Genomic DNA, 22,976 nt, shown 5'->3' with positions numbered 1-22,976 from the left:
ATCTTAGAAGGATCTCAGGAGGTGTTGAATTTTTGCCAAAAATTAACGATTTCGATTCTATGATTTCAGGGGAAACTGGGGAAAAAGAGCTAGACGCCAAGAATAGATGGGTTAATAAGATGCTAAATAATGCAAAAAGAAAACACAGACTATGCCCATACTATGACAAGAAAACTCAAGCATGCTTTCTTATGCTTACTCTCAAAGGTACCGAGGGGAAATGTGATAGAGATGGGCGTTTCGATAACTGCCCTATATTTATAGAATACCTAGAGAAAGCATATCAACACTATGTTGAGAAAAAGAAACCGCTACCTGCGGATTTCCAAGATCTAGTTAATCCATGGCTAGTCATATAGATTTGAGGTACCACCTACCTCTTCTAGGTACATGGAACCTTTGAAGTCTTCTTCATCAATATATTCAGCAAGAAAATATCTACCTTGTTTGTCATAGTCGACTTTCCTCTCTTCAATAAGAGTGTTCAAGGCTCTTCTGATCTTATCCTCGCTAGCTAGGCCTGATAAATAGGAATGCAACTGACGGATCGTTTGTGGGCCTTCTTTTAGGAGCCTCAAAAGAATGTCACGTAGCTCGTCTTCATTGGGAGCAGTCATAACAACCAAATCTGTATCTTCATATAAAATTGAGAGGTTTATATCCTCTTGTTCCACATTATTTCTGAACTCCATACCTTAACACCTACTTACGCTATAGGATACTGTGCTTATAGAGGTGTATGCCGATATGGATAAACTTTTTGTCTCAAAAATATCTTGGACTAACCTCTTAAATAAGCCTTTACAGGAATAAAGACATCGCTTTCCCCAAAGTCGCGGGGGTATCTATATGTGTATTACAGGCCTACAGAAAAACAAAATTAGTGTAATAAAGAAAATGCTTGTAGATCTTCTTATGAGGTACTCGGTTTTATTGAACAGCGGACGACTTTCCGAGGAGGGGAAACTAAAAATCCTTAGATACATTGACATAGTAAACAATATTATGCAAGAGGTTAACAAGTTTACTATTACTATCAAAAGTAATAATAATAAACTGATTTGCAGTGATTCTATATTATTACTAGAAAAAACGAGGCATATATATATAGATTTATCTTATGATGAGCCTGCCTTGCTGCTACGGGCTTATATTTACCAGTTCATAGATAGTCTGAAAGAAATAAATTCAGAGTGTTGCGTAAAGCTTCCAGAAATTGCTAAGTAAGAGAATAATGATCTCGGCGATTTCAGGTAAATAAATCCTTTAGAAAATCTCCGTACCGCTTGAAGGGGCATTTCTCCCAGTACTCCTCGCATAATCTCGCTTCATGCCTAGTAAGAGCTCTTCCCTGAACTCTACATATAGCTATATAACCGTCTCCTTCTTCATGCACTTCGAAAAAAGGGCACTCAGATTCGGGTTTTATCTCAAGTAAGTTTGCTATTCTAGTATGTTTTACATCTGTCTTCCTTTGGTAAGGAGATGCGTCTTTTGTAAAACTCAAATTAATACACCCTAAGGTCTAACTGTTATAAAAGTACTGGTAAAAAGAGTTAAAAGATGTTTATCAGTCACTAAAAGCCAAGTTTGCTTTTTGTTTGAGAAAGGAAGTCTTCTACGATATCCTTTATTGTAGGTCCCTCAACAACTTCTATGCGATATGTTACTTTCACAGTAGTCTTGTCTATGTTGATTAACCTAGTAATGTCTGCGGGCGTTCCTAGTATAACAGTGTCTGCGGGCGTTTTCCTTATCGTTTCTTCTAGATCTCTAAGTTGCTCGGGAGAATATCCGGTGCTTGGTAATACGGGTCCCATGTGGGTATATTTCCCGTACATCTTCTTTATTACACCTACAGCATAAGGCCTAGGATCTACTATTTCTTTTGCCCCATACTTCTTTGCCGCTACATATCCTGCTGCATATGGTAATCCTCCATGAGTTACTGTGGGGGAGTCTTCAACTACTATTACTTGTTTTCCTTCGACTAGTTCTGGAGCATCTAGTTCTACAACGCTTTTTGCAACGGTTATCGTTGCATTAGGATTAGCTTTCTTAGCGTTCTCCTTTATCATGGAGAGAGCTTCAGGCTTTGCTTGATCAGCTTTGTTTATTACGATATGATCAGCTATCCTGAAGTTTACTTCTCCAGGGAAGCTTTCTAATTCGTGCCCGGGTCTCATAGCATCTGTTACGACTATTAGTTTATCTGGCTGATAAAACGGCCAGTCATTGTTGCCTCCATCCCAGTGAATTATATCAGCTTCTCTTTCAGCAAGCTCTAGTATTTTCCCATAGTCAACTCCTGCGTATACTGTTTGGCCCATACGTATGTATTGCTCGTATTCTTCTCTTTCCTCTACTGTTACATTGTATTTCTCTAAGTCTTCTTCTGTTAAGAATTTTTGAACAGTCATTCTTTCCAAGTCTCCATAGGCCATAGGGTGTCTTATTACTGCGGTCTTATAGCCTTTGCTTGTCAAGTACTCGACTATGGCTTTTGAAACAGTACTTTTACCAGCACCAGTTCTGATGGCTGTTACAGCTATTACTGGTTTGGAGCTGGGAATCATAGTGTCTCTAGGCCCTAGTATTTTGAAAGACGCTCCACTTGCCAGTGCTCTGCTTATTTTCTCCCCAACGTCTTTGTATAAGAGATCACTGTACGCTAGGACCACAAGGTCTACACTGTTTTTCTTTACTATATCCTCCAGGTCATCTTCTGGTAGTATAGGTATCCCAGAAGGGTATAGTTTGCCTGCCAGTGTTGCAGGATATCGCCTGCCAATTATTCCTGGTATTTGGGCTGCAGTGAATGCCACAACCTCATACTTGGGGTTGTCACGAAAATACAAGTTATAGTTGTGGAAATCTCTTCCACCAGCACCCATTATAACTACTTTAACTCTATCCGCCATAGGATTTCACCTTGATGGATTCATATTTTATAGTAGGTTAAATTACTATCCGTAGAGTGAAGTGAATAACAATGAATAAGCCTGTTATACTTGTATCAAACGATGATGGGGTCTACTCACCTGGACTGAAGGTATTGTACGAAGCTGTGAACGATCTAGGTGAGACTTATGTTATTGCCCCAGAAACTCCGAAAAGCTCGAGTGGGTTGGGATTAACACTTCATAAACCTTTGAGAATCGAAGAGATGCACGTATGGGGGGTTAATGTATATGCAATAAATGGTACACCTAGTGATGTTATTCATCTAGCTTCGAATGTTTTAACAAATAAAATAGATTTAGCGGTATCTGGAGTTAACATCGGAGACAATACTAGTGTACAGGTAATTTTATCTAGTGGAACAATCGGGGTTGCTGCACAAGCGGGTTTACTTGGTATTCCATCTATAGCATTCTCGGCTGCCGTGGATAACCATGAAGCTTTTGAAGATGATATATATGTATCTATTATACGCAAGGTTGTCAGAGAATTTTCATGGCGTGTAATTAAAAACGGATTACCTGTGGGAGTTGATGTATTGAACATTAATTTTCCATGTGAAGTGACTTTGGAGACGGAAATAAAACTGGCTCGACCTGCTAGAATGAGATTCTTAGAATATATGGAGGAAAGGGGAGATCCTAGGGGTAAGAAGTACTACTGGTTGTATGGTAAACCTGTTGAACCTGAAGAAGGAACGGACGTGTATGTTGTAATTAAAGAAGGGAACATAGCAGTTACTCCTATTTCATTTAACCTTTATCCAAAGAGAACTGAATCTATCGAGGAGACAGTAAAGCTTATTGACGCGGTTAGTTGGAGAATTAAGCAAAGGTTTAAACATCTGCGGTAATACATTCAAGTTGATGGGTTGAAGGGGTAGTCCTAAATGGCGAAGTCTTCTAGGGACAGAAAGTCTAAAGCCAGAAAAAAGAAGAGTAAAGGCTCACACGAAATGGGCAGTATCTCTATTAAAATTCTAGATGTCATAGTTGGCTATAGGAAAATTCTAACAGTTTTAACTTTAACAGTTGTAACAATACTAGCATTCTATGTTAGATATTTACCCGCGACTAAGTATGGACTGGAACTAGATGCCAACGACCCTTGGATAGCATACTGGATATCAGAATATTTCCATCAACATGGACTGTTTGCATTTAAGGGACTAGAACATGTAACCGAGTTCTGGTGGCCTTGGGGGAGGAACTTTCTAAGCACTGAGTACATAGGCGTGTCATGGTTTGCCGCGGCAACCTACCCTATAGCAGTTGCTTTAGGCTTGTCTCTCAAAGGCTGGGTAGCTCTAATGCCAGTTTTAGCTGGAACTACAGCAGTAGTGATAGGATTCTACCTAGTATATAGGCTTACAAATAGCATGTTGGGCGGTCTAGTGTCAGCAATGCTCTTTGCAATGCTACCTGGTGCAATTACTAGAACTATAGTCGGGTTCGTTGAGAAAACCGGTATAGCGATACCGAACCTACTCTTATTCTTATTATTTGCTCATATGATGTTCGAGGCAAAAAACGAGAAGAGAAGCATAACATACGGTATATTAGCTGGCGTCTTTGGTGGTAGCATAGGATGGATATGGGGCGGTGTACATTTCATTACAGCGTTATTCGCGTTAATAGTAATTGTTACACCAATTGTTAGGAGGCAAATGGAGGAATGGAAATTCAAAGCTCTTCTAGCAAGCTATTTAACATACGGTATAATAGCCTCAATATACCCTAAGGTAGGATTATTCTATTTCGTTAAAGGAGTGGGAGCTGTCGTCACACTATCTATTATCCTCTATTATATAGCGTACTGGTTGTACAAGAAGGGATACACTATTGAGCACTACCTAGTAGTTTTGTCAGCAGTAATATTGGTCGGAGGAGTAGCAGTTTTCTCTGGGTATTTACCAGTGGGAGGGAGAATTCTGGCAGCACTAGGTGTCAATAAACTTTCACCGCTATTAACATCTGTCCAAGAGAATCAGGGTGCTAGTATTAACTATATAGTGAATCAGTATGGGATAGCGCTAATAGTGGCGGTTATTGGTGTTTTCTACGAGCTTTACCTGATAATGGCAAAGAAGAAGCAGAACCCGGTAACAGCTACCATTTTCCTGGCAGTTATACTATTACTATATGGAAACATGAATTTATCCTATCTAACGCAGATGTCGGCAACAATATCTTCTATAGCAGCAGGAATATTTGTTGGGGACATCGTTAAGTTCGCATTCCTGTCTGAAGGAGGATCTCTAGGTAAACTGAACCTCAAAAAGAGCTCTGCTTCACTAGATCCTCTTCCCGTGATAATAGCTGGAACTCTTGTTATAATAGTAGTTTCAGGGGCTCTATTACAGTTCTCTGACTCACTTACAATGGCTAAATTCCATGCTCCGCAAATAGAAACATCAGGTCTTTCACCTTTCAAAATAAACAATACAGTAGTTGTACCTATAAATAATGCATGGAAGGAAGCATTACAATACATAAACCAGTCGACCCCTAAGGATGCTCTAATAGTAGCATGGTGGGATTATGGATATTGGATAACAGTTAACACGGGAAGAAGGACTGTTGCGGACGGTGCTACGTTGAACTCCACACAGATTATGTTATTGGCTAGAATAATGACAGGTACTGACGGTGAAGCATCAGCGCTTCTCAGGCAACTTGGCGCCAAGCCTAATGAAACATATATACTTGCATATGAAGTATTCTACTTCTTCAAAAATAATAATACTTTGATTGTGATGCCAGCTTATAATATGCCTTCATCGGATATTGAAGAGGCTATTTATAGACAGAAGGGTTATTATGTGATAAGTCAAGGACAGGCGGATTGGGCTAAGAGCTTCCAAATGCTAAGAATAGGTAGAAGAGTGAACATTGATCCAAGGCTTACACCTTTTGATACTAACTATAGTAGTGTATATTACGCGTGGAAGAACTTCCCAGGCCTGGTAGGGGTTCCAGTATCAGTAGTTGATAAAGTAAGGAATACCTTGATATACCAGTTGATGATTGATGGAGCCTACAACCTTTTAGATCATAGGATAGGATGTAATGATCCATTATTCAGTAATGTGACTGGCGTTCAGTTCATAGTACGAGCGATGGGTTCAGGATTGGGAGGACAAGGATTTGTACCAGTTCCAAAACCAGCTACAGTCATGGGTTTCGCTCCGGAAAAAGTTTTTGTTGGATGCCCATATGTAACACCTGACCATACACAAGCGACTGCTGTGATGATAATACTTTATAAGTGGACAGGATGAAGTTACATAGAATTATATTCTTAAATCCTAATTTTTACCAAATGCTAGGGTGATTCGAAGATTTTATGGTTTCTATATAATAATTTTATAGACCGCGTTAGAGGGAGCGGTAGTGGATAAAAATAGCCAGAGAAAGTTATACAATGCTATTTCAGCAATAAGGAAGACGCAGATGAAAATAAGACTGCATATAAACAGGTTAGAACGAAGGCTTCACTCGAAAAGAACTACAAGAGAAGAGAAAGGTATTCTGTTAAACATGCTTAGAACACTATACTATATTGACTATGTTTTGGAATGGATGATAACCCGGGCGGAAACACTGTTGATCACTGGTTTAATGTCCAGTAGAGACTTAGAGTTGGTTAAGGAGGTATTTAACAGGGCACATAGCGAATTTAGTGGTATTGAACAGGATCTAATAGTTTCCCTCTCAGAGATAGAGGATTTAATTGCTTCCATACATATAGAGACATCTGCTCCTGTAGAAACCTTGGAATCCACTGATTTATCATTTACTACACTGGATAAAGAAAAGGAGGTTAATATCATATTAAATGAAGCTCACCACTATGCAGATGATAAAATAAAAACGTTCATGGAGAAAGGAGTAACGTGATAGTAGAAGGTAGGTTACGATGAGTGACGAGAAGCTGAAGGAAAAGCTCACTATATTTTTGGATCAAGACCCGAGAAAGTGGGTTAAATCAGCATTCTATTCTGATCCTGCTGTGGTGCAAATGATAGACAATTTATATTGTAGATGGGAAGACACTGGAAGGCAAGGTTTACCTGTTGACTATGCCTCACATGAAGAACTTGTCTTGCTATGGAATACGGCTTCCAAATATTTAGGTATGAGTGATAATATGGCCCGAGCTTTAGTATTCAATAGAATGAACGGAATAGATGATAAGACCCTGGTAAGAAAGAAGGGGGTGTTCTCTAGGTTATTTGGGAGGGCTTAGCCTGTTGTTTTCTTTTTTACCTTAGGTGAAGTGATTTTTTTAGCGGGATGAATATAATCTTTAGGAGCGGCTTTATATGCCTCCAGATATTTCCTGAGGACCTGAGGTATAGTAATAGTTCCATCTTTATTTTGGTAGTTCTCTAATATAGCTGTAATAGTTCTAGTTGATGCTATTGCTGTACTGTTTAAGGTATGTACATAAGACCTTTCCATGCCCTTCCTACGTATAAGCCGTATTTTTAGCCTATATGCTTGCCAGTCAGTACAGTTGCTAGCACTTACCATTTCACGGAACTTTCCTTGCGCAGGCATCCATACTTCAAGGTCATATTTCTTTACGGCACATGCGCCGAGGTCTCCTGAAGCGATATTAATTATTCTATAAGGTAAACCTAGCCCTTGAAAGATATCCTCTGCATTTTTGATTATTTCTTCATGTATCCCCTTGCTCTCTTCAGGTAGAGAGTAAACGAACTGTTCAACCTTGTGGAACTGGTGAACACGGAATATTCCTTTTAAATCTCTGTTTCCTGCTCCAGCTTCTTTCCTGAAACATGGACTTATACCTACAAGCTTGAGAGGAAGCTCGCCATCGTATAATTCTTCCTCTGAGTATAAAGCTGCTAACGGGTGCTCAGCTGTCGCAATGAGGTACAGGTCTTCATTTTCTATCTTATAAATGGCGTCTTTGAATGTTTCCAAGTCTATAACTCTTTTAATTATTTTCCCACGTAGCATATAGGGCGGCATTACTAAAGTGTATCCTTTAGATGTCATCTTATCTATAGCATATGCAAGTAACGCTGTTTCTAGCCAGATTATGTCCTGGAATAAGTAGAAAAACCTAGATCCCGCTACTTCACCTGCTTTCAAGGTATCTCCGAGTTTTAGAACCTGTTCTAACATATCAGCATGTCCGGTTGGTTTCTCTTCAAGCGCGTCATAATCAACAGCAAACCCGTATTTTTTTGTCTGTTCTAGGAAGATATTGATATATCCTATCCATACCTTTGGCTTGCCCCAAAACCGGATGGGTATACTGGCATCCTCCTCTCCTATGGGAACATCATCTTCGACTATGTTAGGTAGTGCAAGAAGTAATTCTCTCCTCTTCTCTTCAATAACCTGCAACTTTTCTTCTTCTCTCTTAATACTATTTGCCAGCTCTCTAGCTTGTTGTATAAGCAGTTGCCTCTCAGAGGAATCCTGAACCTCTTTCAAAGATCTACTCAGTTTATTATGTTGGCTACGCATATTGTTCAAACCAGTTAAAGCTTTTCTCCATGCTTCATCTATTTTCTTAGCTTCATCTACTAGCTTTGAATCCATAAGTCGCCGTTTTACTTGTTCCTTGAGTAGCTCAGGGTTTTCTCTCAGCAATGCAAGAATAGACCAGCTCAACACTAACACCTGTCATTAACATGGAATAGACAAGGGTTATATAACGGATTGGTGGCATAGAAGGGGCTCTGAAGTTCGTGGTCCGCTCTTCATTAAGTCTGACTGGCTAGGATTCATCACTGCCCCCGTATGATAGGAGTTCACTATTTTGTATAAAATTAAAGATTTTCAAGCAGTGGTAGGTTGTTGCTCCATACGCTTCTTCCATTCTTCGACAACGTCGTATCCGAACATGGCTTTGAGTAATTCTCTTCCTTCAGGTGTTACTCTATCAGGAGTCCAAGGCGGATCCCAAGTAATCTCTATTTCAACATTCTTATCTCTTAACTCGGCTATACCGTCCTTAAGAGCCTCTTCTACATAATGAACTATTAACCCTGCTACAGGGCATCCTATTGCTGTCATAGTCATCAATATATGCACATTACCTTCATCATCTATGTCTATATCATATATCAATCCTAGGTTCCATACATCGATAGGAATTTCAGGATCATACACTTCTTTGAGTACTTCTATTATATTCTTTCTCAGTTCCTCTTTTTCCTTCACGGTTAGTGCCATTCACTCCACCTTCTTCAAAAATAAACATGGATAGTTTATAATTATTTGATATTACTGGTCTTATATCGTTTCAGTGTAATATAAAATGATATGAGGGGCGATATTGTTACCAGTGCTAAACCTAAGATCACTATAGCATTTACAGTTTCTCTTCCAAGAAGGTATCCTAGCATAGATATTACTAACCCGGAAATGATAATTTTTATAGTCAATAGAAACTGTATTCTAAATAGTTCTTCCGCTTTCGACAATTGTCCCCCCCAATCTTTTTACATTTTCAATAATTTTGTTAGCTACTGATTGGGCTTTTTCTTCCGCGTCAATTAATGATTTCTTGCTTGGTGCAAATACACGTATATCTAGGATAGGATTGCTTGTTTCATGTCCCTTAGGGTGCGATTTTAAGTATATATTCTTGTGTTCCTTTGACAACTGATTTATTACTGGGGCTAGACTGGATTCTGGAACACCTTTAACAATTACATAGTATTCTACTAGGTATATGTGAGATGCATACTTTTCTCTAAGATACTTCTCAACATATGTTTCAAAGATCTCTTTCATTTCGTTTGGTACCCCTGGTAGAACGACGATAGTTTTCCCCCCAATCTCTATGATATATGCCGGAGCAGCACCAACAGGATTTTCTATTATAGTAGCATCTTCAGGTACATATGCCATTTTTACTCTCTCGGGAGTTAGCTCCATGTTTTTGTTATTGTAGAATTTTTCGACAAGTTTAAGAGCTCTATTGTCTAACACTATTTTCCTGTTGACTGCATGGGCGACAGCATCTGTAGTCATGTCATCATATGTAGGTCCTAAACCTCCTGTTGTTATAGTGACTTCAGCCTTTGAAAGCGATCTTCTCAGTTCTTCAATTATATCATCCTTGTTGTCTGGTACAACTATTATTCTTTCTACATTGAACCCTAGGAATACTAGTTTTTTAGCTAGCCATGAGGCATTGGTGTTAACTATCCTACCTATAAGCAATTCATTTCCGATAGATATTATCCAGGCTTTCATGGGGGTCAATCTCCTCTAAAAAGAATGGCTTGTTGTTTATTGTTATTACATTTTTAGGCTGTATTATGCAGCATCATATGTCTAGCGTTGTAAGAGGTGTGTAAAAAGATGATAGTTCCGATCTTCATCCCAAGGGCCGGACGGCCCAGTCAGACCAGTCGGCGCGCTATATTGTAATTATTATTCAGAGATTTTATTATTTGATCAGATCAATGACAGTGTTGTTAAATGCTATCTCTTCGCTATCAAATGAGAATCTAACGTGAGTAAATCCTGTTCTAAATTCCGTAACCTCTCTGGCTATGTTCTTCGGATCAGCTTTATCTACCAAGACTTTCTTGAAGAATAGAGCTATTTGTTCCATATCATCTTCTGTCATACCGAACCTAGTCATTTCTTGTACTCCTAGCCGTAGTCCGCTTGGATCCTTTATTGCTGATGGAGGGTCATATGGGAGAAGGTTCTTATTCACAATAATGTTTGCTTCTTGAAGTGTTTTTGCTACCTTAAGCCCTCCTCCTTGCTTCCTCACGTCAAGTACAACTTGATGACTCTGAGTATATCCAAGATGCTCTCCTAGAACCTTAAAACCCCTCTCTGCTAGGGATTCAGCCAATTTCCTTGCATTCCTTACAATTTGAAGTGCATATTGTCTGCCATAGGCTTCCATTTCTGATGCAGTTACTATTAATGCGGGTATATGGTGGAGATGATGGTTACTTAGGAAATATGGGAATATGGTTTTATATATGGCTTTGTATATCTCCTCATCATCTCTTACGCCATAGAACCCTCCCTGAGGACCTGGGAAAGTTTTGTGCGTGGATGCAGTTATTATATCAGCACCGTAATCAAGTGGATTTCTCCAAACCCCTCCAATAATTAATCCTAGAACGTGAGCTGCATCATACACTATTTTCGAATCTACAGTTTTAGCGGCTTCGGACAGTTCTTTTACTGGATGAGGGAAAAGGTATACACTCCCACCCATGACTATGAATTTTGGTTTAACTTCTTCTATCATTTTGAAGGCCTTGTCTATATCAATATTCATAGCATCACTATCATAGGGCATCTCTACTTGCTGGATGCCTAGAGCTCCTAGGGTTCCGAATTTAGTATGGCTAACGTGAGCTCCCGCCTGTACAGGAGCGATAAGTGCTTTATCATTAATACCACCTAATACTCTAAATACACCTGCGTTTGATATTGTACCGCTTGTAGGTCTTACATCAGCATATTTAGCATGTACCAGTTTTGCCATCAACTCATTAGCCCATGACTCCAATATGTCGATAAACTTAGTTCCTTCATAGTAACGTTTTCCTGGTTTGCCCTCTGCATACCTATGCTCGAAATCTGAAATATATGCGAGCCATGCAATTCTACTCATAACGTTTTCACTTGCTATTAGATTGACTGTTTCTTTAAGCCTCCATTTATTATGCTCAGAAATTATGTCAAATAGTTCGCTTATTCCTCCTAATGACATGGATAATCATCCCGTTTATTGTTCCACATCTATTTATTAGTATAGAGAATTTATATTAAGTGAGATGATTAGAGTTCTTCAAAGATTTATGGCCAGTTCTTGTAAATTCTTTGAAAATTTTCCATTATGTGGCATTAAGTTGGTAGTTAATAATTTTGAGATCCTCAGCGTATTTAGGGCTTAATGGTTATAGGCAATACTCGGTAACTCTTTAAGCGGTATTTGTTTCAGTTTACGAACTGAAATTTTCGATAAGGGGTGTCTAGTAAGTGGGAGATCTAACAATAACAATTTACAGTCCAACACCACTGGGATTCTCATGCAGATACGAGGAAGATTTCATAGCAGCTGCTCAAATAGCTGTTGATACACTCAGAACTTCTCACGGAATAGTGGCCTACTATTATGTAGAAACTAATCTTGGAGGATTAGCAGGTGACAATTCAACCAAGCTTGTAATAAATGGACGTGAAATTTGTGACGGAGATGAATATGAAGAACGTTTCGGAGACCCTCATATATTAGCTGGCTACTTGGTAGAAGAGGCTCTAAGACTGTTTGGTAAGAAAGACTACTTCTATCATATTGCTACAAGTACAAGTAATCAGACTATTTTATCAACAGCAATGGAGGTCTAACATAAAAATACCTAGATATAATATAGCAATTAGTTCTCTAATGATACCGTTTAGGTTGTTTCCTTCGTTTTTCCAACAGGCCTTTGGCATGAGCTACTAAATGGAAAAACAAGTCTCTTTCACTTGTAAAGCTGGGTTTGTGAATGTCAAGTCCACATATAGGGCATGCATATACTATGGGGTTATCTTTAAGGAAGGTTTTAATAACACTACCCTTATACTCTATGATGACTTCCTTCCATTTTGCTTCCTTTAGTATTCTCTCTCTACTCATCTCTCTGACCGTCTTGATTTTATAGTGTTCATTAATATATAGCTTCAACTGTAACAATCCCTTAAACAGGCAAAATTTGTTGGACGGGATTGATTAAAATGTCGATGAGTGGTAAGGTAATAAAGAAAGAGATTGCTGATACTATTTGCAATCTTCTACGTAACATAGGCTTCGACGTTGAACGGGATGCTCCCAAGGAAGGAAAATCGGGAATGACGTATAACTTTGATATTATAGGTAAAAGTTTTTGTAAGATATTTAATATAGAAGTGGGAGTCCTGATTAAGGTAGGTCATACGCTGACAGTTAGTGATATAATTAACTTCCATGGAATAAGAGAAGATACTAGAGTTGATAAGATGATTGTAGTAACTGACAAATCTGTTTCACCCCAGGTAAAAGGCTTAGCAGAATATTTCAATATAGGGCTTCTTGACATAGAGAGGTTATCTAGTGTAGGTGCTGCTTTTAGCATATCAGAAATGAAGGTTCTTAAGCATTATTATGTAGAACCTAAATTAACTATAGAAGAGGTTAGAAAAAGAGCTAAATGCGATAAGGGACTTTTCGGATCATGTAAAGGAAAGCACATAGCAACAGTATTGGGTCATCTCCCACTATACGAGTATAAGGTATCGTTAGAATCTCCTCCCAAGGGGGAGAGTCAAATAGAGTTTAGAGAAATAGCTCTTGATTTCGAGTCTATAAGAGGGTCAATGGTTTCGATAGATGAAAATGGCACCCTTAGACTTGAAAATTTACTGGTTAATATAGGAGACATACCATTCGAGGTGGTTGAAGTCGCGAGATACATTGCAGAACATGGCCCACTCACAAAGGAAGAGTTATCGGAGATCGTCTCGATAGATGAGAGGAAACTTGAACGGATAGTTCTTGTCCTTATGGATAAGATGGTAATAGATGTATATGGAGACACCTATGCTATTAAGCCATTATCTCTTTCAAAAAACTATAGGAGCGTTTCACAAGTATACTCTGTAGAAAAGGGAATACCTAGTGAAGGAGAGACGCTTCATCCGTATGTGTCTCCTGAAAAACTGGAATATCTACTAGAAGCATTTGGTACTGTTCATAACGTCAAAGTGGTGTACTATCCTGTTTACATAAACATATATGAGAAGAGTGAAGGAATCTATAGAGTTAAGATGGTCGACGGTAACACTGGGAAGCGTCTGGACGATTTTGAGGAACTGTTGGAACATACAGATGATATTAGGAGAATAGTATCAAAAATAGGCGCGCTCTAATATTCCCACCGAAAAACTCTTTCATAGCAAGGTTCTTATTCTATTCGGTTGTCCTCTTTTACGTTCCCAGCGAGCTAGGAATATTCGCCTAATTATCATATTGTTTTATACCCCGCCTTACCGATCCGCCGCCATCTTCATCCTCTTTACAGAGTCTCGGCAGACGTGAGACCAGCGGGGCTATTAAACAATATATAACACTCTGAGAGCTTTAACTTTATCAACGGATGGTGGATGGTCTTGGTGAAGTATGTTTACATGACTATGAGGGAGATAGTGGATTTTATCTCACAGGCGATGGAATCGATAGATCCGGGGCAAGTCGAGAAATTTGTGTCTAAGCTAATAGAAGTTGTACAGACGAATGGTAATAGAAAAGTCTTAGTTATGGGTGCAGGACGAAGTGGTCTAGTTGGGAAGGCTTTCGCTATGAGATTGATGCATATAGGATTGAACGTGTATGTCCTAGGGGACACTATAGTTCCGAGCGTATCAAGTCAAGATGTTGTAGTAGCTATATCGGGTTCCGGTTCCACCAAGCTTATAGTTACAGCGGCAGAGGCCGCGAAAAATGTAGGCGCTACTGTCATAGCACTCACAACATATCCTGAATCGAAGCTTGGATCTCTAGCAGATATAGTGGTAAAGATCCCGGGAAGAACGAAAATGGCTAGAATGGACGACTACTTTGCTAGACAAATACTAGGCATACATGAACCATTAGCTCCGCTAGGCACTCTATTTGAGGATACGGTCATGGTTTTCCTCGATGGTATAGCAGTAGAATTAATGCATCGCTTGGGTAAAAATGAGGAAGAGTTGAGGCAAAGGCATGCGAACATTGAGATTTAGAGAAGGTGAACTTATACGGTTATTTGATCCTTGGAGCAATCCTCTTTGCACATGCCCCAGAAAATATACATTGAACCCATATACTGGTTGCAGTTTCTTCTGTGTTTATTGCTATGCGACAGCTTATGTTGGAAGGAAGCCCAGTACACCAAAGAAAAACTATTTTCACAGGTTGCTTAAGGATTTAAGGAAAATAGACCCTGAACTTCCAATAAACATGTCAACAAGTAGTGATCCTTATCCTCCAATTGAAAAGAACCTCATGATAACCCGACGAACTCTACAACTACTTATTAAAAAAGGTTTGCGTGTTTTGATAACAACAAAGGGTACTCTCTATACTAGAGATGTAGATATAATGAAAATGGGTGTAACAGCTATCACACCTACAATAACAACACTGGATGACTCAGTAAGTTCTAAACTAGAGCCAAGAGCTCCGTCGCCGAAAGAAAGGATAAAGGCGTTAGAGAGAATATCTGATACTGGTATACCAGCAGGAGTCAGAATAGACCCTATCCTGCCCTATATTAACGATGATCCGCAAGATATTGAAGAACTAGTTGCAATACTATCCCAGATAGATAACGTAGATTTCATAGTGACATCAACTTATAAAGCAAAGCCAGACAATCTAAAAAGGGTAATAAGCGCTTTTCCTGAACTAGCCGAGAAATATAGGCAGCTTTACTTGAAAGAAGGTATTAGAGTACGTGGATACTGGTATCTAAAAAAGAAGCTTAGACTGAAGCTACTTAAGCCCATCTTTATTTACGCAAGAAAATATGGGCTTAGATATGCTCATTGCAGAGAAGGATTACAAGGTAAGGAATACTTTAATTCGCCGTCCTGTGATGGTACTCACCTACTATATCCGCCTTATTACCCCGCTAAAATAAGGTGAACACCATGGTTATAGAAGGATTCTATATTGAAACATCGAGTCTGATATACGCTGTTAAGGGAGTATGTGATTATGGGGATTTCATACCAGTCGTACCCAAATATCTTAAAACTGGATGTGAAAAAGTGAGAAACATTTTTACCCAATGTCCTATTGAGTATTTGCCATCCATTGGAATACGAGCCTGCGTTGTTAATAAAGAAGATATTTCAATAGTTTATAACCCATTTGAATATAGCAACATCCGCCTCCCATCCAAGATTAATAGTTTTATTAAAATGATAGAGAAAACAATAGGTTATGCTGAGGTAGGTATCACAGGGTCATATCTGTTAGGATGCCCGAGAGATGGAAGTGACATAGATCTTATTATTCATGGTAAACTGTTGCGTGACGAGTATGCAATAATGCGTGATGTACTAGGCGGGTTAAGAAAATGTAATGGTTCCTTGGTAGAGAAAAACTATATTGAGAAGATATCAGCAGATAACAGCATGGATCTTAGCAATTACAGGGAAATATTTAAAGACAAGATCCTAGAAGGCTGTTATGAGAATAAATTGTATTCTATAAGGATTGTAGAAGAAGATGCAGCGAATATTGTTTGCAGGAACACATACTATTACAAGGATCATATTGTTATTGTAGGAAGGTTAATTCATGTTAAACCTTATACAACTCCTGCTATCTATATCATACAAAATGATGAGCCGGATTACTCATATAATGTTATGACATGGAGAATTAGATATACTGAATTACCAGAAGGGTTCTATTTAATAGAAGGTGAGTCGTTTGTCGATAGTGCCGGTGGATCATGGATTATACCAGATCACGGAGGAAGAATCAAAAAACTCCGCAATATTTCACGGAAGTTTATTGCTAGACAGAGCAGGTAGCATATACAGTGTTATTGGAATTCCACCTCCTCCAGGCAATGTTATAGCTTTCAAGAAGTATCATTTATGCAATGATCTTGAAAGCATTTGGAAAAGAGGTAATAGAAGATACTGCAGACTAGTACAGGATTATACGCAATACTCCATACTAACCCACACTTTGACCGTTATGGATCCACGTTTCAATACAGAGGTACCTGTTATTTCAACTATGAATATTGAAAGAACTCTAGATCCATTCAACGGGTTGCATAGGATACTAACCCATCCGGAGGACACTTTACAATATACACTCATCGACTTCTTAAGTGAAATAAACCGTGAAACAGGTATAAGGCTGGATTCCTGGGGAGTCACGGGCAGTATTTTGGCCGGCATACACAATCCTGATAAATCGGATATAGATCTAATTCTTATCGGAGAGGAACCTTCCAAGGCTGTATTCGAATATATGAAAAAACGCCAGTTTCCAAGGATAGTAAACTGGGCAAGCATTCAATCTAGGTATGAAATGGATCCACGGATCTTGAAACTCATTTCTAAGGGAAGAAGTAGGTTTATGTGGAAAAACCATAAGATCAGTATAATTTTTATAGAAGGAGACATTTATCATCCTAAATACTGTGAGACTTTCCACGGGTTTCTCACATGGAATGCCATAGTCCTCAAGGAAGCTAAACGATTCAAAGGTATAGTTAAAATAGACTCTAATAAAGGAGCATTAACCTACCCACCATGCGTTGATACGGGTAATTATTTACTTATGTCGTTCGATCATGCATTAGCTCCAATATTAGAAGAATCTAGATGTTTAAGCATAGACACTCTTTCGGGGAGAACTGTTGACGGGATTGATATAGTTTTCTTAGGAGTAAAAGAAAGACGATTGACTAAAATTAAATCCTGCTAGGACTCGAGTATACTCTCCGCCTCCTTTATTAGAGCTTTCTTTGATTCTTCATCGTCTAGTGCAAAATATTTAACTAGAATCGACAATATCCTATAAATCCTTGTAATTTCATTGCCTTGCAGCCTAAGTTTATCCTCAACGTCCTTCATTTTAACGTTAAGCGAGTCTATCAAAAGCTCAACTATAGCTATTATTTCATCCAGTTCTCCATGAGCATGGTGATGGTGCTCATGTCTCTCTCTCTCCTCAATCTCCTTTACAACTTTTTCTATGTCTTGCTGTTTCTTTGGTAAAGTCATTCTCTTCTTTTTCTTACTACCTTTACCTTCTTCACTCACAGCAATCCGCCCTAAGCAATGCATGATAATAAGGGGCAATAAAGAACTATCGTATAAGGTTAAATGAATCGTGTTTAATACGTCTTCCACGAATAACATTAATATTGCTTATAATGATTTATCTGCTAATGACTTAGTAGTGGTGTATAGATTATGGAAAAGGGCCTTGATCTAATTAGAATTGAAGGGTTGACTATGAGCGGTTTGGTTAAGGAGGTTGGAATGTTAAATTGTGATAATGGAAGGGCTAAACTAGTAGTATCGACAGTGGGTGGAGAGAGAATAGAAACGGCTTGTATCGAAAAAGACGCAGCACGAAGAAATTATGCTGTTATAAAGCTTTATCTTAAGTGGTCCAAACATATAAACAGAGATTTGAATTGAATTATCTCCTGGAATGATGACTGGTATTACCATTGACGCGTCATAGGCGGATGATAACCCCCCAGTCCTGACCTATAATTAGCCCGGTGATAATTATGTCAGGAACCAATGACTTGGTTAAAAGAATAGTTTCAAGCCTGACAAGTGATCTTGAAGCATTTGTATTCCATGAAGACCTGATTAAGCCTAACGAGGTCAGTTTGTTCTTAAGAAGGTATGGGTTGGGGGATGTTTTAGTATTAAAGAACGTAGGAAGGGGAATTTATGTCTTGTTGTTCAATGAACGAAAAATAGAAAGTGAGTGTCTTTATAGTAGTTGTAGTAGTCTTAGGTCTAGGGAAAAAGATATATGTATTGCAAAATGTAAGAGAAAAGGGATCAATACGTTAAAAACAAAATTATTAAAAATGTTAGAGTAAGAAAAAATATTAATGGGTGAAACTTTTTGGCACCTCTTGAAAGCCTGAGAACGCCGGCTGGTAGAAAGCTGGATTTCAGAATGCTAATGGAATTCTGTTATAATCTAACCGAAACCGATGTTATGATACTCGAGTGGATGTTAAAGCAAGGTAAAGGTAAAGAGTATTCTGTAGATGATATAAGAGACGTGTTTAATCTAAGTAGGGCTACAGTCAATAGGGTACTCTCTAAGCTTGCAGATATGGAGTTAATTGATAAAAAGAAGAAGAGGAGAAATGAAACTGGTAGACCAAGATATGTCTATTCTATTGATTCAGATAAAATGTATGAAAAACTAGTGAGAGATATATCAAACTGCTCATCTGAAGTAGAACAGTATGTTAAAAATATGTTAGGGAAATAAGAAGTGTTTATTCTACCTTTACTTCAACACCTTCGTCCTTTTGCCTGGTCTCCTTAGCTTTTAGTCTTACTTCCAGGACACCATTCTTATACGAGGCCTTAGCCTTCTCTGGTATAACCTCCTTCGGCAGATCTATAGTCTTATAATATTTTTTATCCTTCCCCTTCGCTCTGATTATGAGTTCTCTGGAGGTTACCTTGAGCTCAATGTCCTCTTTTGAAACACCAGGAACCTCCGCTACTACAATGATTTCTCCATTATCCTCGAAAACATCCACTAAGGGTTCTATTTCGTTTGTAACTACTGGTTTATCTCCTTCTCTCTTCACATTGCCAAACTCTTCAACCTTGGGAACACCATCAGGACCTATTGTGACTCTAACACCATAAACATAAGGTCCTTTTACATAGCCTTTTTTCACCATGTCTTCTAGTTCTTTCTCTATGTCAGTGAAGTCAGTAGTAAATTCTTTCATAAATTCATTCATCATTTCATCCATTAAGTCGAATATAGATTTTCTTTTCTTCTTGAAATCCATTTAAACCACCTCTCCGTGTTTAGTATTCTATTTGTATGGTGTTATTAGATATTTTTGTACTCTAGTTATAAGAAGCTTCTAAAGAGGTCTAATAACCGTATTTTACGTTAGTTCGGTTGCTTAAACGCTTATGATTCCTTACACTTTACATTGCTAACATTTAAAGGATTGGGAGATTCCACTATCCATATCGGTTTCATCCGTGACTGGTGAGGCTAAATGGAATACAGTTATGATGTATTAATAATTGGTTTAGGACCTGCTGGGTCAAGTTTGGCTTACTTATTATCGGGAAGTGGATTAAGTATCGCAGGTATTGACATGGTAGATTGGGGCAAAGTTTGGGGCAAACCCTGTGGAGACGCCATTGGAGAACATCACTTTGATGAAACAGGGATTCCAAAGCCTTCAGGCAAAGAGATCAAGCAGATAGTTAGCGGGATTCTGGTGTTTAGTCCATCTGAGAAGTATTACTATAGGGTTAAAGGATCTGGCTATATTATAGATAGAAATGAACTTGGAAAACGCCTCATTAAGGAAGCAGTGAATAGAAATGCCAATGTCTTTCTAAAAACCAGGGCTAGAAAACCTGTAATTGAAAATGGGAAACTTGCAGGTGTAGAGGCTGTAACCCCTTCAGGTGAAAAAGCTCTATTTAAAGCTAAAATTATAGTAGATGCTACTGGTAACACTATGTCGTTAAGGCTTAAATTACCTAAGGAATGGCCAGTTAACGAACCCTTGAAACCTGTTGATGCTAACATAGCCTATAGAGAAATCCGTGAACTGGACTACGAGATAGATGAACCCGATTACATTAGAATATATGTAAACCAGGATGTTGCACCTGGAGGCTATTGGTGGTTTTTCCCAGAAAGTAAAACGACAGCCAATATAGGACTAGGAGTTCAAGGTGGTAGAGGGCATCCTAATCCAATGTTCATCTTTAGAGAGAAGTTAGATAAAAGAGAAGAGGTGGGCCGCTATAATAATGTTTATGACGCGTCGGGTTCAATAGTTCCAACTCGTCGTCCTGCTAATACACTTGTATGGCACAATTTTATTGGAATAGGTGATAACGCCTTTACAGTAAACCCTGTTCATGGCGGTGGTATGGGTTATGCTATGTTTGCAGCGTACAATGCTAGTATAGCAATAAAAGAGGCCTTCGAGAATGGAGATTTCTCAGCTGAAGGACTCTGGTATACTAATATTGGTTACATGAAAACATTGGGAGCAAAGCAAGCTTCACTAGATATCTTCAGGATGTTCCTTCAGATGATGAGCAATGATGACATTGAGTTTGGATTAAAGAATAGAATAATGAGAGAAGAAGACATGTATGAGACTAGTGTATCTGGAGACCTGAAAGCCGACCTGAGCATACTCGATAAACTTTCAATAATCTTAAAAACTATAGGTAGACCAAGCTTGCTTATGAAACTAAGAACTGTAGGTAGATATATGAGCCAAGCAAAAGCGCTTTATCACAAATACCCAGGGACCCCGGAGGATTTAAACGAATGGATCACAAAAGTAGAACAGCTTTACACTAACTTCAAATCAGAACTAGCTATAAACTGGTAAATTTGATTAATCATTACTATTTTCTAATTCCTTTTCCATAAGGTAAGCATCTTCACCATCTCTGTAATAGTGTGGGATTACATTCTTGATCTTGAAGTCAAACTTATTATAAAGTCTTATAGCACCCTCATTACTAACTCTAACTTCCAAGTATACTTTCTTGGTTCCATAATTCTTTTCCATTAGCTCAATAGCTTTGGTAAGCAGTGCAGAACCAATTCCCCGGTTTCTACATTCTGGTAGAACCGCTATGGAAATAATGTGTCCTACCTTATACGTTTTCCAGAGGAAAAGACCATTTCTATCTATTTTAGTTTCTATTCTATTCATAATGTAACCGGTTATTTGTCCGTTACATACTGCAACGAGAAATATATCCCCCCAATTCCTGTAAACATCATAATAGAAGAATGTAGGATAATTTTCGGGTAAAACAGCCTCATTTACTCCCTTTACGACAATGAGCTCCGAAGGCATTACAGGCCTCACTAAACAATTCGTCTTTAAAGCATTTGCCAACGTTGTTATCACCCATTGTTCCCCGTGTTTCCTTACATATAGTAATACAAGATTTTTGATTCCCATATAAACTAAAATATGCATATAGGATGAGGGGGAGGAAGTGGATTACCATCCAGTAAGAGACATCAGGTCTATAGTTTCAAGCGAATTAAAGGGCAAATGTATCTTACTAGGTGTGACTGGCAGCATCGCGCTTTATAAGTCAGTAGATTATGCAAGAAACCTCATTAAAAGAGGGGCAGACATTCACATCATGATGACTCCGGAAGCATTGAAAATGATATCACCAAGCCTCTTTGAATGGGCTACAGGAAACCCCGTTATAACTGGACTAACTGGTAAAACAGAACATATATATATGGCAAGAAGATGCGATGCCATGGTCATAGTCCCTGCTACTCTTAACACTATATCCAAGATGGCACAAGGGATAACTGATGAAAATGTATCACTTACAGCAGTATCGTTTATAGGTTACAAGAAGAATGTACTTTTAGTGCCAGCTATGCATTTAAACATGTATAAAACCAGCTATCTTTCCGGGTCACTTACTAAGCTTCAGGATCTAGGCTATGTGTATTCATTATCTCCCCGCATTGTGGAAGGATCACTGAAAATTCACGAGGTAGATGACATCGTAAGATGGAGCATTCCACTGATTCTACGTGGACGAGACTTAAAGGGAGTTAAAATGCTAGTTACTGCTGGATCTACACGCGAATACTTGGATAAGGTGCGTTTCATAACAAATCCAGGAACCGGTAGAATGGGTGTTGAAATAGCTTCAGAAGCTTATGCGAGGGGAGCTGATGTCGTTCTTTTGACTGGGCACTTAGAAGTTAGAGTTCCCAAATTCCTCGATAAAGTTGTGAGGGTCGAGACGACGGAGGAGATGGCTTATAAAATGGAGGAGTTAACTTCATTAACTCGATTCGACGTTATAATATCTGCTGCTTCTCCAGTGGACTTTAAACCTTCAGAGTTTCACGATAGAAAACTAAGAAGTGGACAAGAAATAACGGTAAATCTTGTTCCGACACCGAAAGTTATATCTGGTATTCAAAAAAGGCCTAAGGTTATGGTTGCATTTGTTGCCGATCTCGCTGGAAGCATTGACGAGCTTAAAGAGATGGCTTTCAATAAACTGAAAAAACATGATGCTGAGCTAACTATAGCAAATAACGTTGGAAGAAAGGACATAGGATTTGCCTCGGAGTACAATGAAATTCTTATGGCATATAAAAATGGGAATTATGAGATTTCACCTAAAATGAGGAAAGAAGAGGTATCAAGGTTTATACTAGATAGAATTAGAAAGAAACTGTTCATGGGTGAATAAAGA

Annotated in this window: 27 protein-coding genes and 1 pseudogene; 16 read left to right on the top strand and 12 right to left on the bottom strand. The window is 38.6% G+C overall.

The window, feature by feature from the left end:
• The first annotated feature begins 32 nt into the window (after positions 1-32).
• Complete coding sequence (locus F7B60_07530) at positions 33-359, top strand: hypothetical protein (GenBank protein MCE4615359.1); 327 nt, start codon at positions 33-35, stop codon at positions 357-359.
• Positions 360-470: 111 nt separating this feature from the next.
• Here F7B60_07530 and F7B60_07525 read toward each other — a convergent pair.
• From F7B60_07525 to F7B60_07515, 3 genes and pseudogenes are all read right to left on the bottom strand, one after another.
• Positions 471-692 (bottom strand): annotated as a pseudogene (locus tag F7B60_07525) (ArsR family transcriptional regulator).
• A gap of 557 nt (positions 693-1,249) precedes the next feature.
• Complete coding sequence (locus F7B60_07520) at positions 1,250-1,507, bottom strand: hypothetical protein (protein ID MCE4615358.1); 258 nt, start codon at positions 1,505-1,507, stop codon at positions 1,250-1,252.
• A gap of 70 nt (positions 1,508-1,577) precedes the next feature.
• Positions 1,578-2,921 (bottom strand): cyclic 2,3-diphosphoglycerate synthase, encoded by a 1,344-nt coding sequence (locus F7B60_07515; protein MCE4615357.1) that lies wholly within the window; start codon positions 2,919-2,921, stop codon positions 1,578-1,580.
• Positions 2,922-2,992: 71 nt separating this feature from the next.
• On the opposite strand from F7B60_07515, the gene surE reads away from it, so the two are divergent.
• The 4 genes from surE (at position 2,993) to F7B60_07495 (ending at position 7,209) form a co-directional block, all read left to right on the top strand.
• Positions 2,993-3,814: a 5'/3'-nucleotidase SurE gene (gene surE / locus F7B60_07510; GenBank protein MCE4615356.1), complete on the top strand. Its 822-nt coding sequence runs from the start codon at positions 2,993-2,995 to the stop codon at positions 3,812-3,814.
• A gap of 36 nt (positions 3,815-3,850) precedes the next feature.
• Positions 3,851-6,241, top strand: coding sequence for a hypothetical protein (locus tag F7B60_07505; GenBank protein ID MCE4615355.1), 2,391 nt, complete (start codon positions 3,851-3,853; stop codon positions 6,239-6,241).
• A gap of 112 nt (positions 6,242-6,353) precedes the next feature.
• A complete protein-coding gene (locus F7B60_07500) occupies positions 6,354-6,860 on the top strand; it encodes a hypothetical protein (GenBank protein MCE4615354.1) in 507 nt (168 codons plus the stop codon).
• A gap of 19 nt (positions 6,861-6,879) precedes the next feature.
• A complete protein-coding gene (locus tag F7B60_07495; protein MCE4615353.1) occupies positions 6,880-7,209 on the top strand; it encodes a hypothetical protein in 330 nt (109 codons plus the stop codon).
• On the opposite strand, the gene serS is transcribed toward F7B60_07495, so the two are convergent.
• The 5 genes from serS to F7B60_07470 all read right to left on the bottom strand — a co-directional run bounded on the left by serS (position 7,206) and on the right by F7B60_07470 (position 11,697).
• Positions 7,206-8,612: a serine--tRNA ligase gene (gene serS / locus F7B60_07490; protein ID MCE4615352.1), complete on the bottom strand. Its 1,407-nt coding sequence runs from the start codon at positions 8,610-8,612 to the stop codon at positions 7,206-7,208. The two genes, F7B60_07495 and serS, sit on opposite strands and share 4 nt — an antisense overlap.
• A gap of 168 nt (positions 8,613-8,780) precedes the next feature.
• The gene (locus F7B60_07485) at positions 8,781-9,176 is read right to left on the bottom strand and encodes an iron-sulfur cluster assembly protein (protein ID MCE4615351.1); all 396 of its coding nucleotides are present in this window, start codon (positions 9,174-9,176) and stop codon (positions 8,781-8,783) included.
• A gap of 41 nt (positions 9,177-9,217) precedes the next feature.
• Positions 9,218-9,427: a hypothetical protein gene (locus tag F7B60_07480; protein ID MCE4615350.1), complete on the bottom strand. Its 210-nt coding sequence runs from the start codon at positions 9,425-9,427 to the stop codon at positions 9,218-9,220.
• Positions 9,402-10,205, bottom strand: a complete 804-nt coding sequence (locus F7B60_07475; GenBank protein MCE4615349.1) for a nicotinamide mononucleotide deamidase-related protein — start codon at positions 10,203-10,205, stop codon at positions 9,402-9,404. Before F7B60_07475 ends, F7B60_07480 begins: the two co-directional genes overlap by 26 nt.
• Positions 10,206-10,401: 196 nt before the next feature.
• Positions 10,402-11,697, bottom strand: a complete 1,296-nt coding sequence (locus tag F7B60_07470) for a serine hydroxymethyltransferase (GenBank protein MCE4615348.1) — start codon at positions 11,695-11,697, stop codon at positions 10,402-10,404.
• A gap of 269 nt (positions 11,698-11,966) precedes the next feature.
• Here F7B60_07470 and F7B60_07465 point away from each other — a divergent pair, with 269 nt between their 5' ends.
• Positions 11,967-12,335 carry a hypothetical protein gene (locus F7B60_07465; protein MCE4615347.1) on the top strand — a complete coding sequence of 123 codons (369 nt, stop codon included), beginning with the start codon at positions 11,967-11,969 and terminating at the stop codon, positions 12,333-12,335.
• 37 nt (positions 12,336-12,372) lie between these two features.
• Here the strand turns inward: F7B60_07465 and F7B60_07460 are convergent, their stop codons facing one another.
• Positions 12,373-12,657: a hypothetical protein gene (locus F7B60_07460; protein MCE4615346.1), complete on the bottom strand. Its 285-nt coding sequence runs from the start codon at positions 12,655-12,657 to the stop codon at positions 12,373-12,375.
• Between the two features lie 41 nt (positions 12,658-12,698).
• Here F7B60_07460 and F7B60_07455 point away from each other — a divergent pair, with 41 nt between their 5' ends.
• The 5 genes from F7B60_07455 to F7B60_07435 all read left to right on the top strand — a co-directional run bounded on the left by F7B60_07455 (position 12,699) and on the right by F7B60_07435 (position 17,442).
• A complete protein-coding gene (locus tag F7B60_07455; protein MCE4615345.1) occupies positions 12,699-13,877 on the top strand; it encodes a hypothetical protein in 1,179 nt (392 codons plus the stop codon).
• A gap of 234 nt (positions 13,878-14,111) precedes the next feature.
• Positions 14,112-14,729, top strand: coding sequence for a 6-phospho-3-hexuloisomerase (hxlB, locus tag F7B60_07450; GenBank protein MCE4615344.1), 618 nt, complete (start codon positions 14,112-14,114; stop codon positions 14,727-14,729).
• Positions 14,719-15,633 carry a radical SAM protein gene (locus F7B60_07445; GenBank protein ID MCE4615343.1) on the top strand — a complete coding sequence of 305 codons (915 nt, stop codon included), beginning with the start codon at positions 14,719-14,721 and terminating at the stop codon, positions 15,631-15,633. The genes hxlB and F7B60_07445 overlap by 11 nt, the downstream gene beginning before the upstream one ends.
• A gap of 5 nt (positions 15,634-15,638) precedes the next feature.
• Positions 15,639-16,532: a nucleotidyltransferase domain-containing protein gene (locus F7B60_07440; protein MCE4615342.1), complete on the top strand. Its 894-nt coding sequence runs from the start codon at positions 15,639-15,641 to the stop codon at positions 16,530-16,532.
• Complete coding sequence (locus tag F7B60_07435) at positions 16,429-17,442, top strand: hypothetical protein (protein ID MCE4615341.1); 1,014 nt, start codon at positions 16,429-16,431, stop codon at positions 17,440-17,442. The genes F7B60_07440 and F7B60_07435 overlap by 104 nt, the downstream gene beginning before the upstream one ends.
• Here F7B60_07435 and F7B60_07430 read toward each other — a convergent pair.
• The gene (locus F7B60_07430; protein MCE4615340.1) at positions 17,439-17,780 is read right to left on the bottom strand and encodes a hypothetical protein; all 342 of its coding nucleotides are present in this window, start codon (positions 17,778-17,780) and stop codon (positions 17,439-17,441) included. The two genes, F7B60_07435 and F7B60_07430, sit on opposite strands and share 4 nt — an antisense overlap.
• Positions 17,781-17,933: 153 nt before the next feature.
• Between F7B60_07430 and F7B60_07425 the strand changes: the two genes are divergently transcribed.
• The 3 genes from F7B60_07425 (at position 17,934) to F7B60_07415 (ending at position 18,987) form a co-directional block, all read left to right on the top strand.
• Positions 17,934-18,164, top strand: a complete 231-nt coding sequence (locus F7B60_07425) for a hypothetical protein (protein MCE4615339.1) — start codon at positions 17,934-17,936, stop codon at positions 18,162-18,164.
• A gap of 95 nt (positions 18,165-18,259) precedes the next feature.
• On the top strand, positions 18,260-18,583 hold the full coding sequence (locus tag F7B60_07420) for a hypothetical protein (protein ID MCE4615338.1): 324 nt from the start codon (positions 18,260-18,262) through the stop codon (positions 18,581-18,583).
• Positions 18,584-18,609: 26 nt separating this feature from the next.
• Positions 18,610-18,987 carry a hypothetical protein gene (locus F7B60_07415; protein MCE4615337.1) on the top strand — a complete coding sequence of 126 codons (378 nt, stop codon included), beginning with the start codon at positions 18,610-18,612 and terminating at the stop codon, positions 18,985-18,987.
• 7 nt (positions 18,988-18,994) lie between these two features.
• On the opposite strand, the gene F7B60_07410 is transcribed toward F7B60_07415, so the two are convergent.
• Positions 18,995-19,525, bottom strand: coding sequence for an Hsp20/alpha crystallin family protein (locus tag F7B60_07410; protein MCE4615336.1), 531 nt, complete (start codon positions 19,523-19,525; stop codon positions 18,995-18,997).
• Between the two features lie 219 nt (positions 19,526-19,744).
• On the opposite strand from F7B60_07410, the gene F7B60_07405 reads away from it, so the two are divergent.
• A complete protein-coding gene (locus F7B60_07405) occupies positions 19,745-21,112 on the top strand; it encodes a geranylgeranyl reductase family protein (protein ID MCE4615335.1) in 1,368 nt (455 codons plus the stop codon).
• Positions 21,113-21,118: 6 nt separating this feature from the next.
• Here F7B60_07405 and rimI read toward each other — a convergent pair whose 3' ends face one another.
• Positions 21,119-21,631, bottom strand: coding sequence for a ribosomal protein S18-alanine N-acetyltransferase (gene rimI / locus F7B60_07400; protein ID MCE4615334.1), 513 nt, complete (start codon positions 21,629-21,631; stop codon positions 21,119-21,121).
• Between the two features lie 103 nt (positions 21,632-21,734).
• Between rimI and coaBC the strand changes: the two genes are divergently transcribed.
• Entirely contained in the window at positions 21,735-22,973 is a 1,239-nt protein-coding gene (gene coaBC, locus F7B60_07395; GenBank protein MCE4615333.1) for a bifunctional phosphopantothenoylcysteine decarboxylase/phosphopantothenate--cysteine ligase CoaBC, read from the top strand.
• The last annotated feature ends 3 nt before the right edge of the window (positions 22,974-22,976 follow it).

The organism is Candidatus Tiamatella incendiivivens (assembly GCA_015522635.1).
Lineage (GTDB): Archaea > Thermoproteota > Thermoprotei_A > Sulfolobales > Acidilobaceae > Tiamatella > Tiamatella incendiivivens.
Note: the sequence above shows the minus strand (reverse complement) of the source record. Positions and strands in the feature narration are given on the sequence as shown.

Coding starts and splice junctions, on each gene's coding strand:
- F7B60_07515 (MCE4615357.1), bottom strand. CDS start 2,921: ATGGCGGATAGAGTTAAAGTAGTTATAATGGGTGCTGGTGGAAGAGAT.
- surE (MCE4615356.1), top strand. CDS start 2,993: ATGAATAAGCCTGTTATACTTGTATCAAACGATGATGGGGTCTACTCA.
- F7B60_07505 (MCE4615355.1), top strand. CDS start 3,851: ATGGCGAAGTCTTCTAGGGACAGAAAGTCTAAAGCCAGAAAAAAGAAG.
- F7B60_07495 (MCE4615353.1), top strand. CDS start 6,880: ATGAGTGACGAGAAGCTGAAGGAAAAGCTCACTATATTTTTGGATCAA.
- F7B60_07485 (MCE4615351.1), bottom strand. CDS start 9,176: ATGGCACTAACCGTGAAGGAAAAAGAGGAACTGAGAAAGAATATAATA.
- F7B60_07475 (MCE4615349.1), bottom strand. CDS start 10,205: ATGAAAGCCTGGATAATATCTATCGGAAATGAATTGCTTATAGGTAGG.
- F7B60_07470 (MCE4615348.1), bottom strand. CDS start 11,697: ATGTCATTAGGAGGAATAAGCGAACTATTTGACATAATTTCTGAGCAT.
- hxlB (MCE4615344.1), top strand. CDS start 14,112: ATGGTCTTGGTGAAGTATGTTTACATGACTATGAGGGAGATAGTGGAT.
- F7B60_07440 (MCE4615342.1), top strand. CDS start 15,639: ATGGTTATAGAAGGATTCTATATTGAAACATCGAGTCTGATATACGCT.
- F7B60_07425 (MCE4615339.1), top strand. CDS start 17,934: ATGGAAAAGGGCCTTGATCTAATTAGAATTGAAGGGTTGACTATGAGC.
- F7B60_07420 (MCE4615338.1), top strand. CDS start 18,260: ATGTCAGGAACCAATGACTTGGTTAAAAGAATAGTTTCAAGCCTGACA.
- F7B60_07410 (MCE4615336.1), bottom strand. CDS start 19,525: ATGGATTTCAAGAAGAAAAGAAAATCTATATTCGACTTAATGGATGAA.
- F7B60_07405 (MCE4615335.1), top strand. CDS start 19,745: ATGGAATACAGTTATGATGTATTAATAATTGGTTTAGGACCTGCTGGG.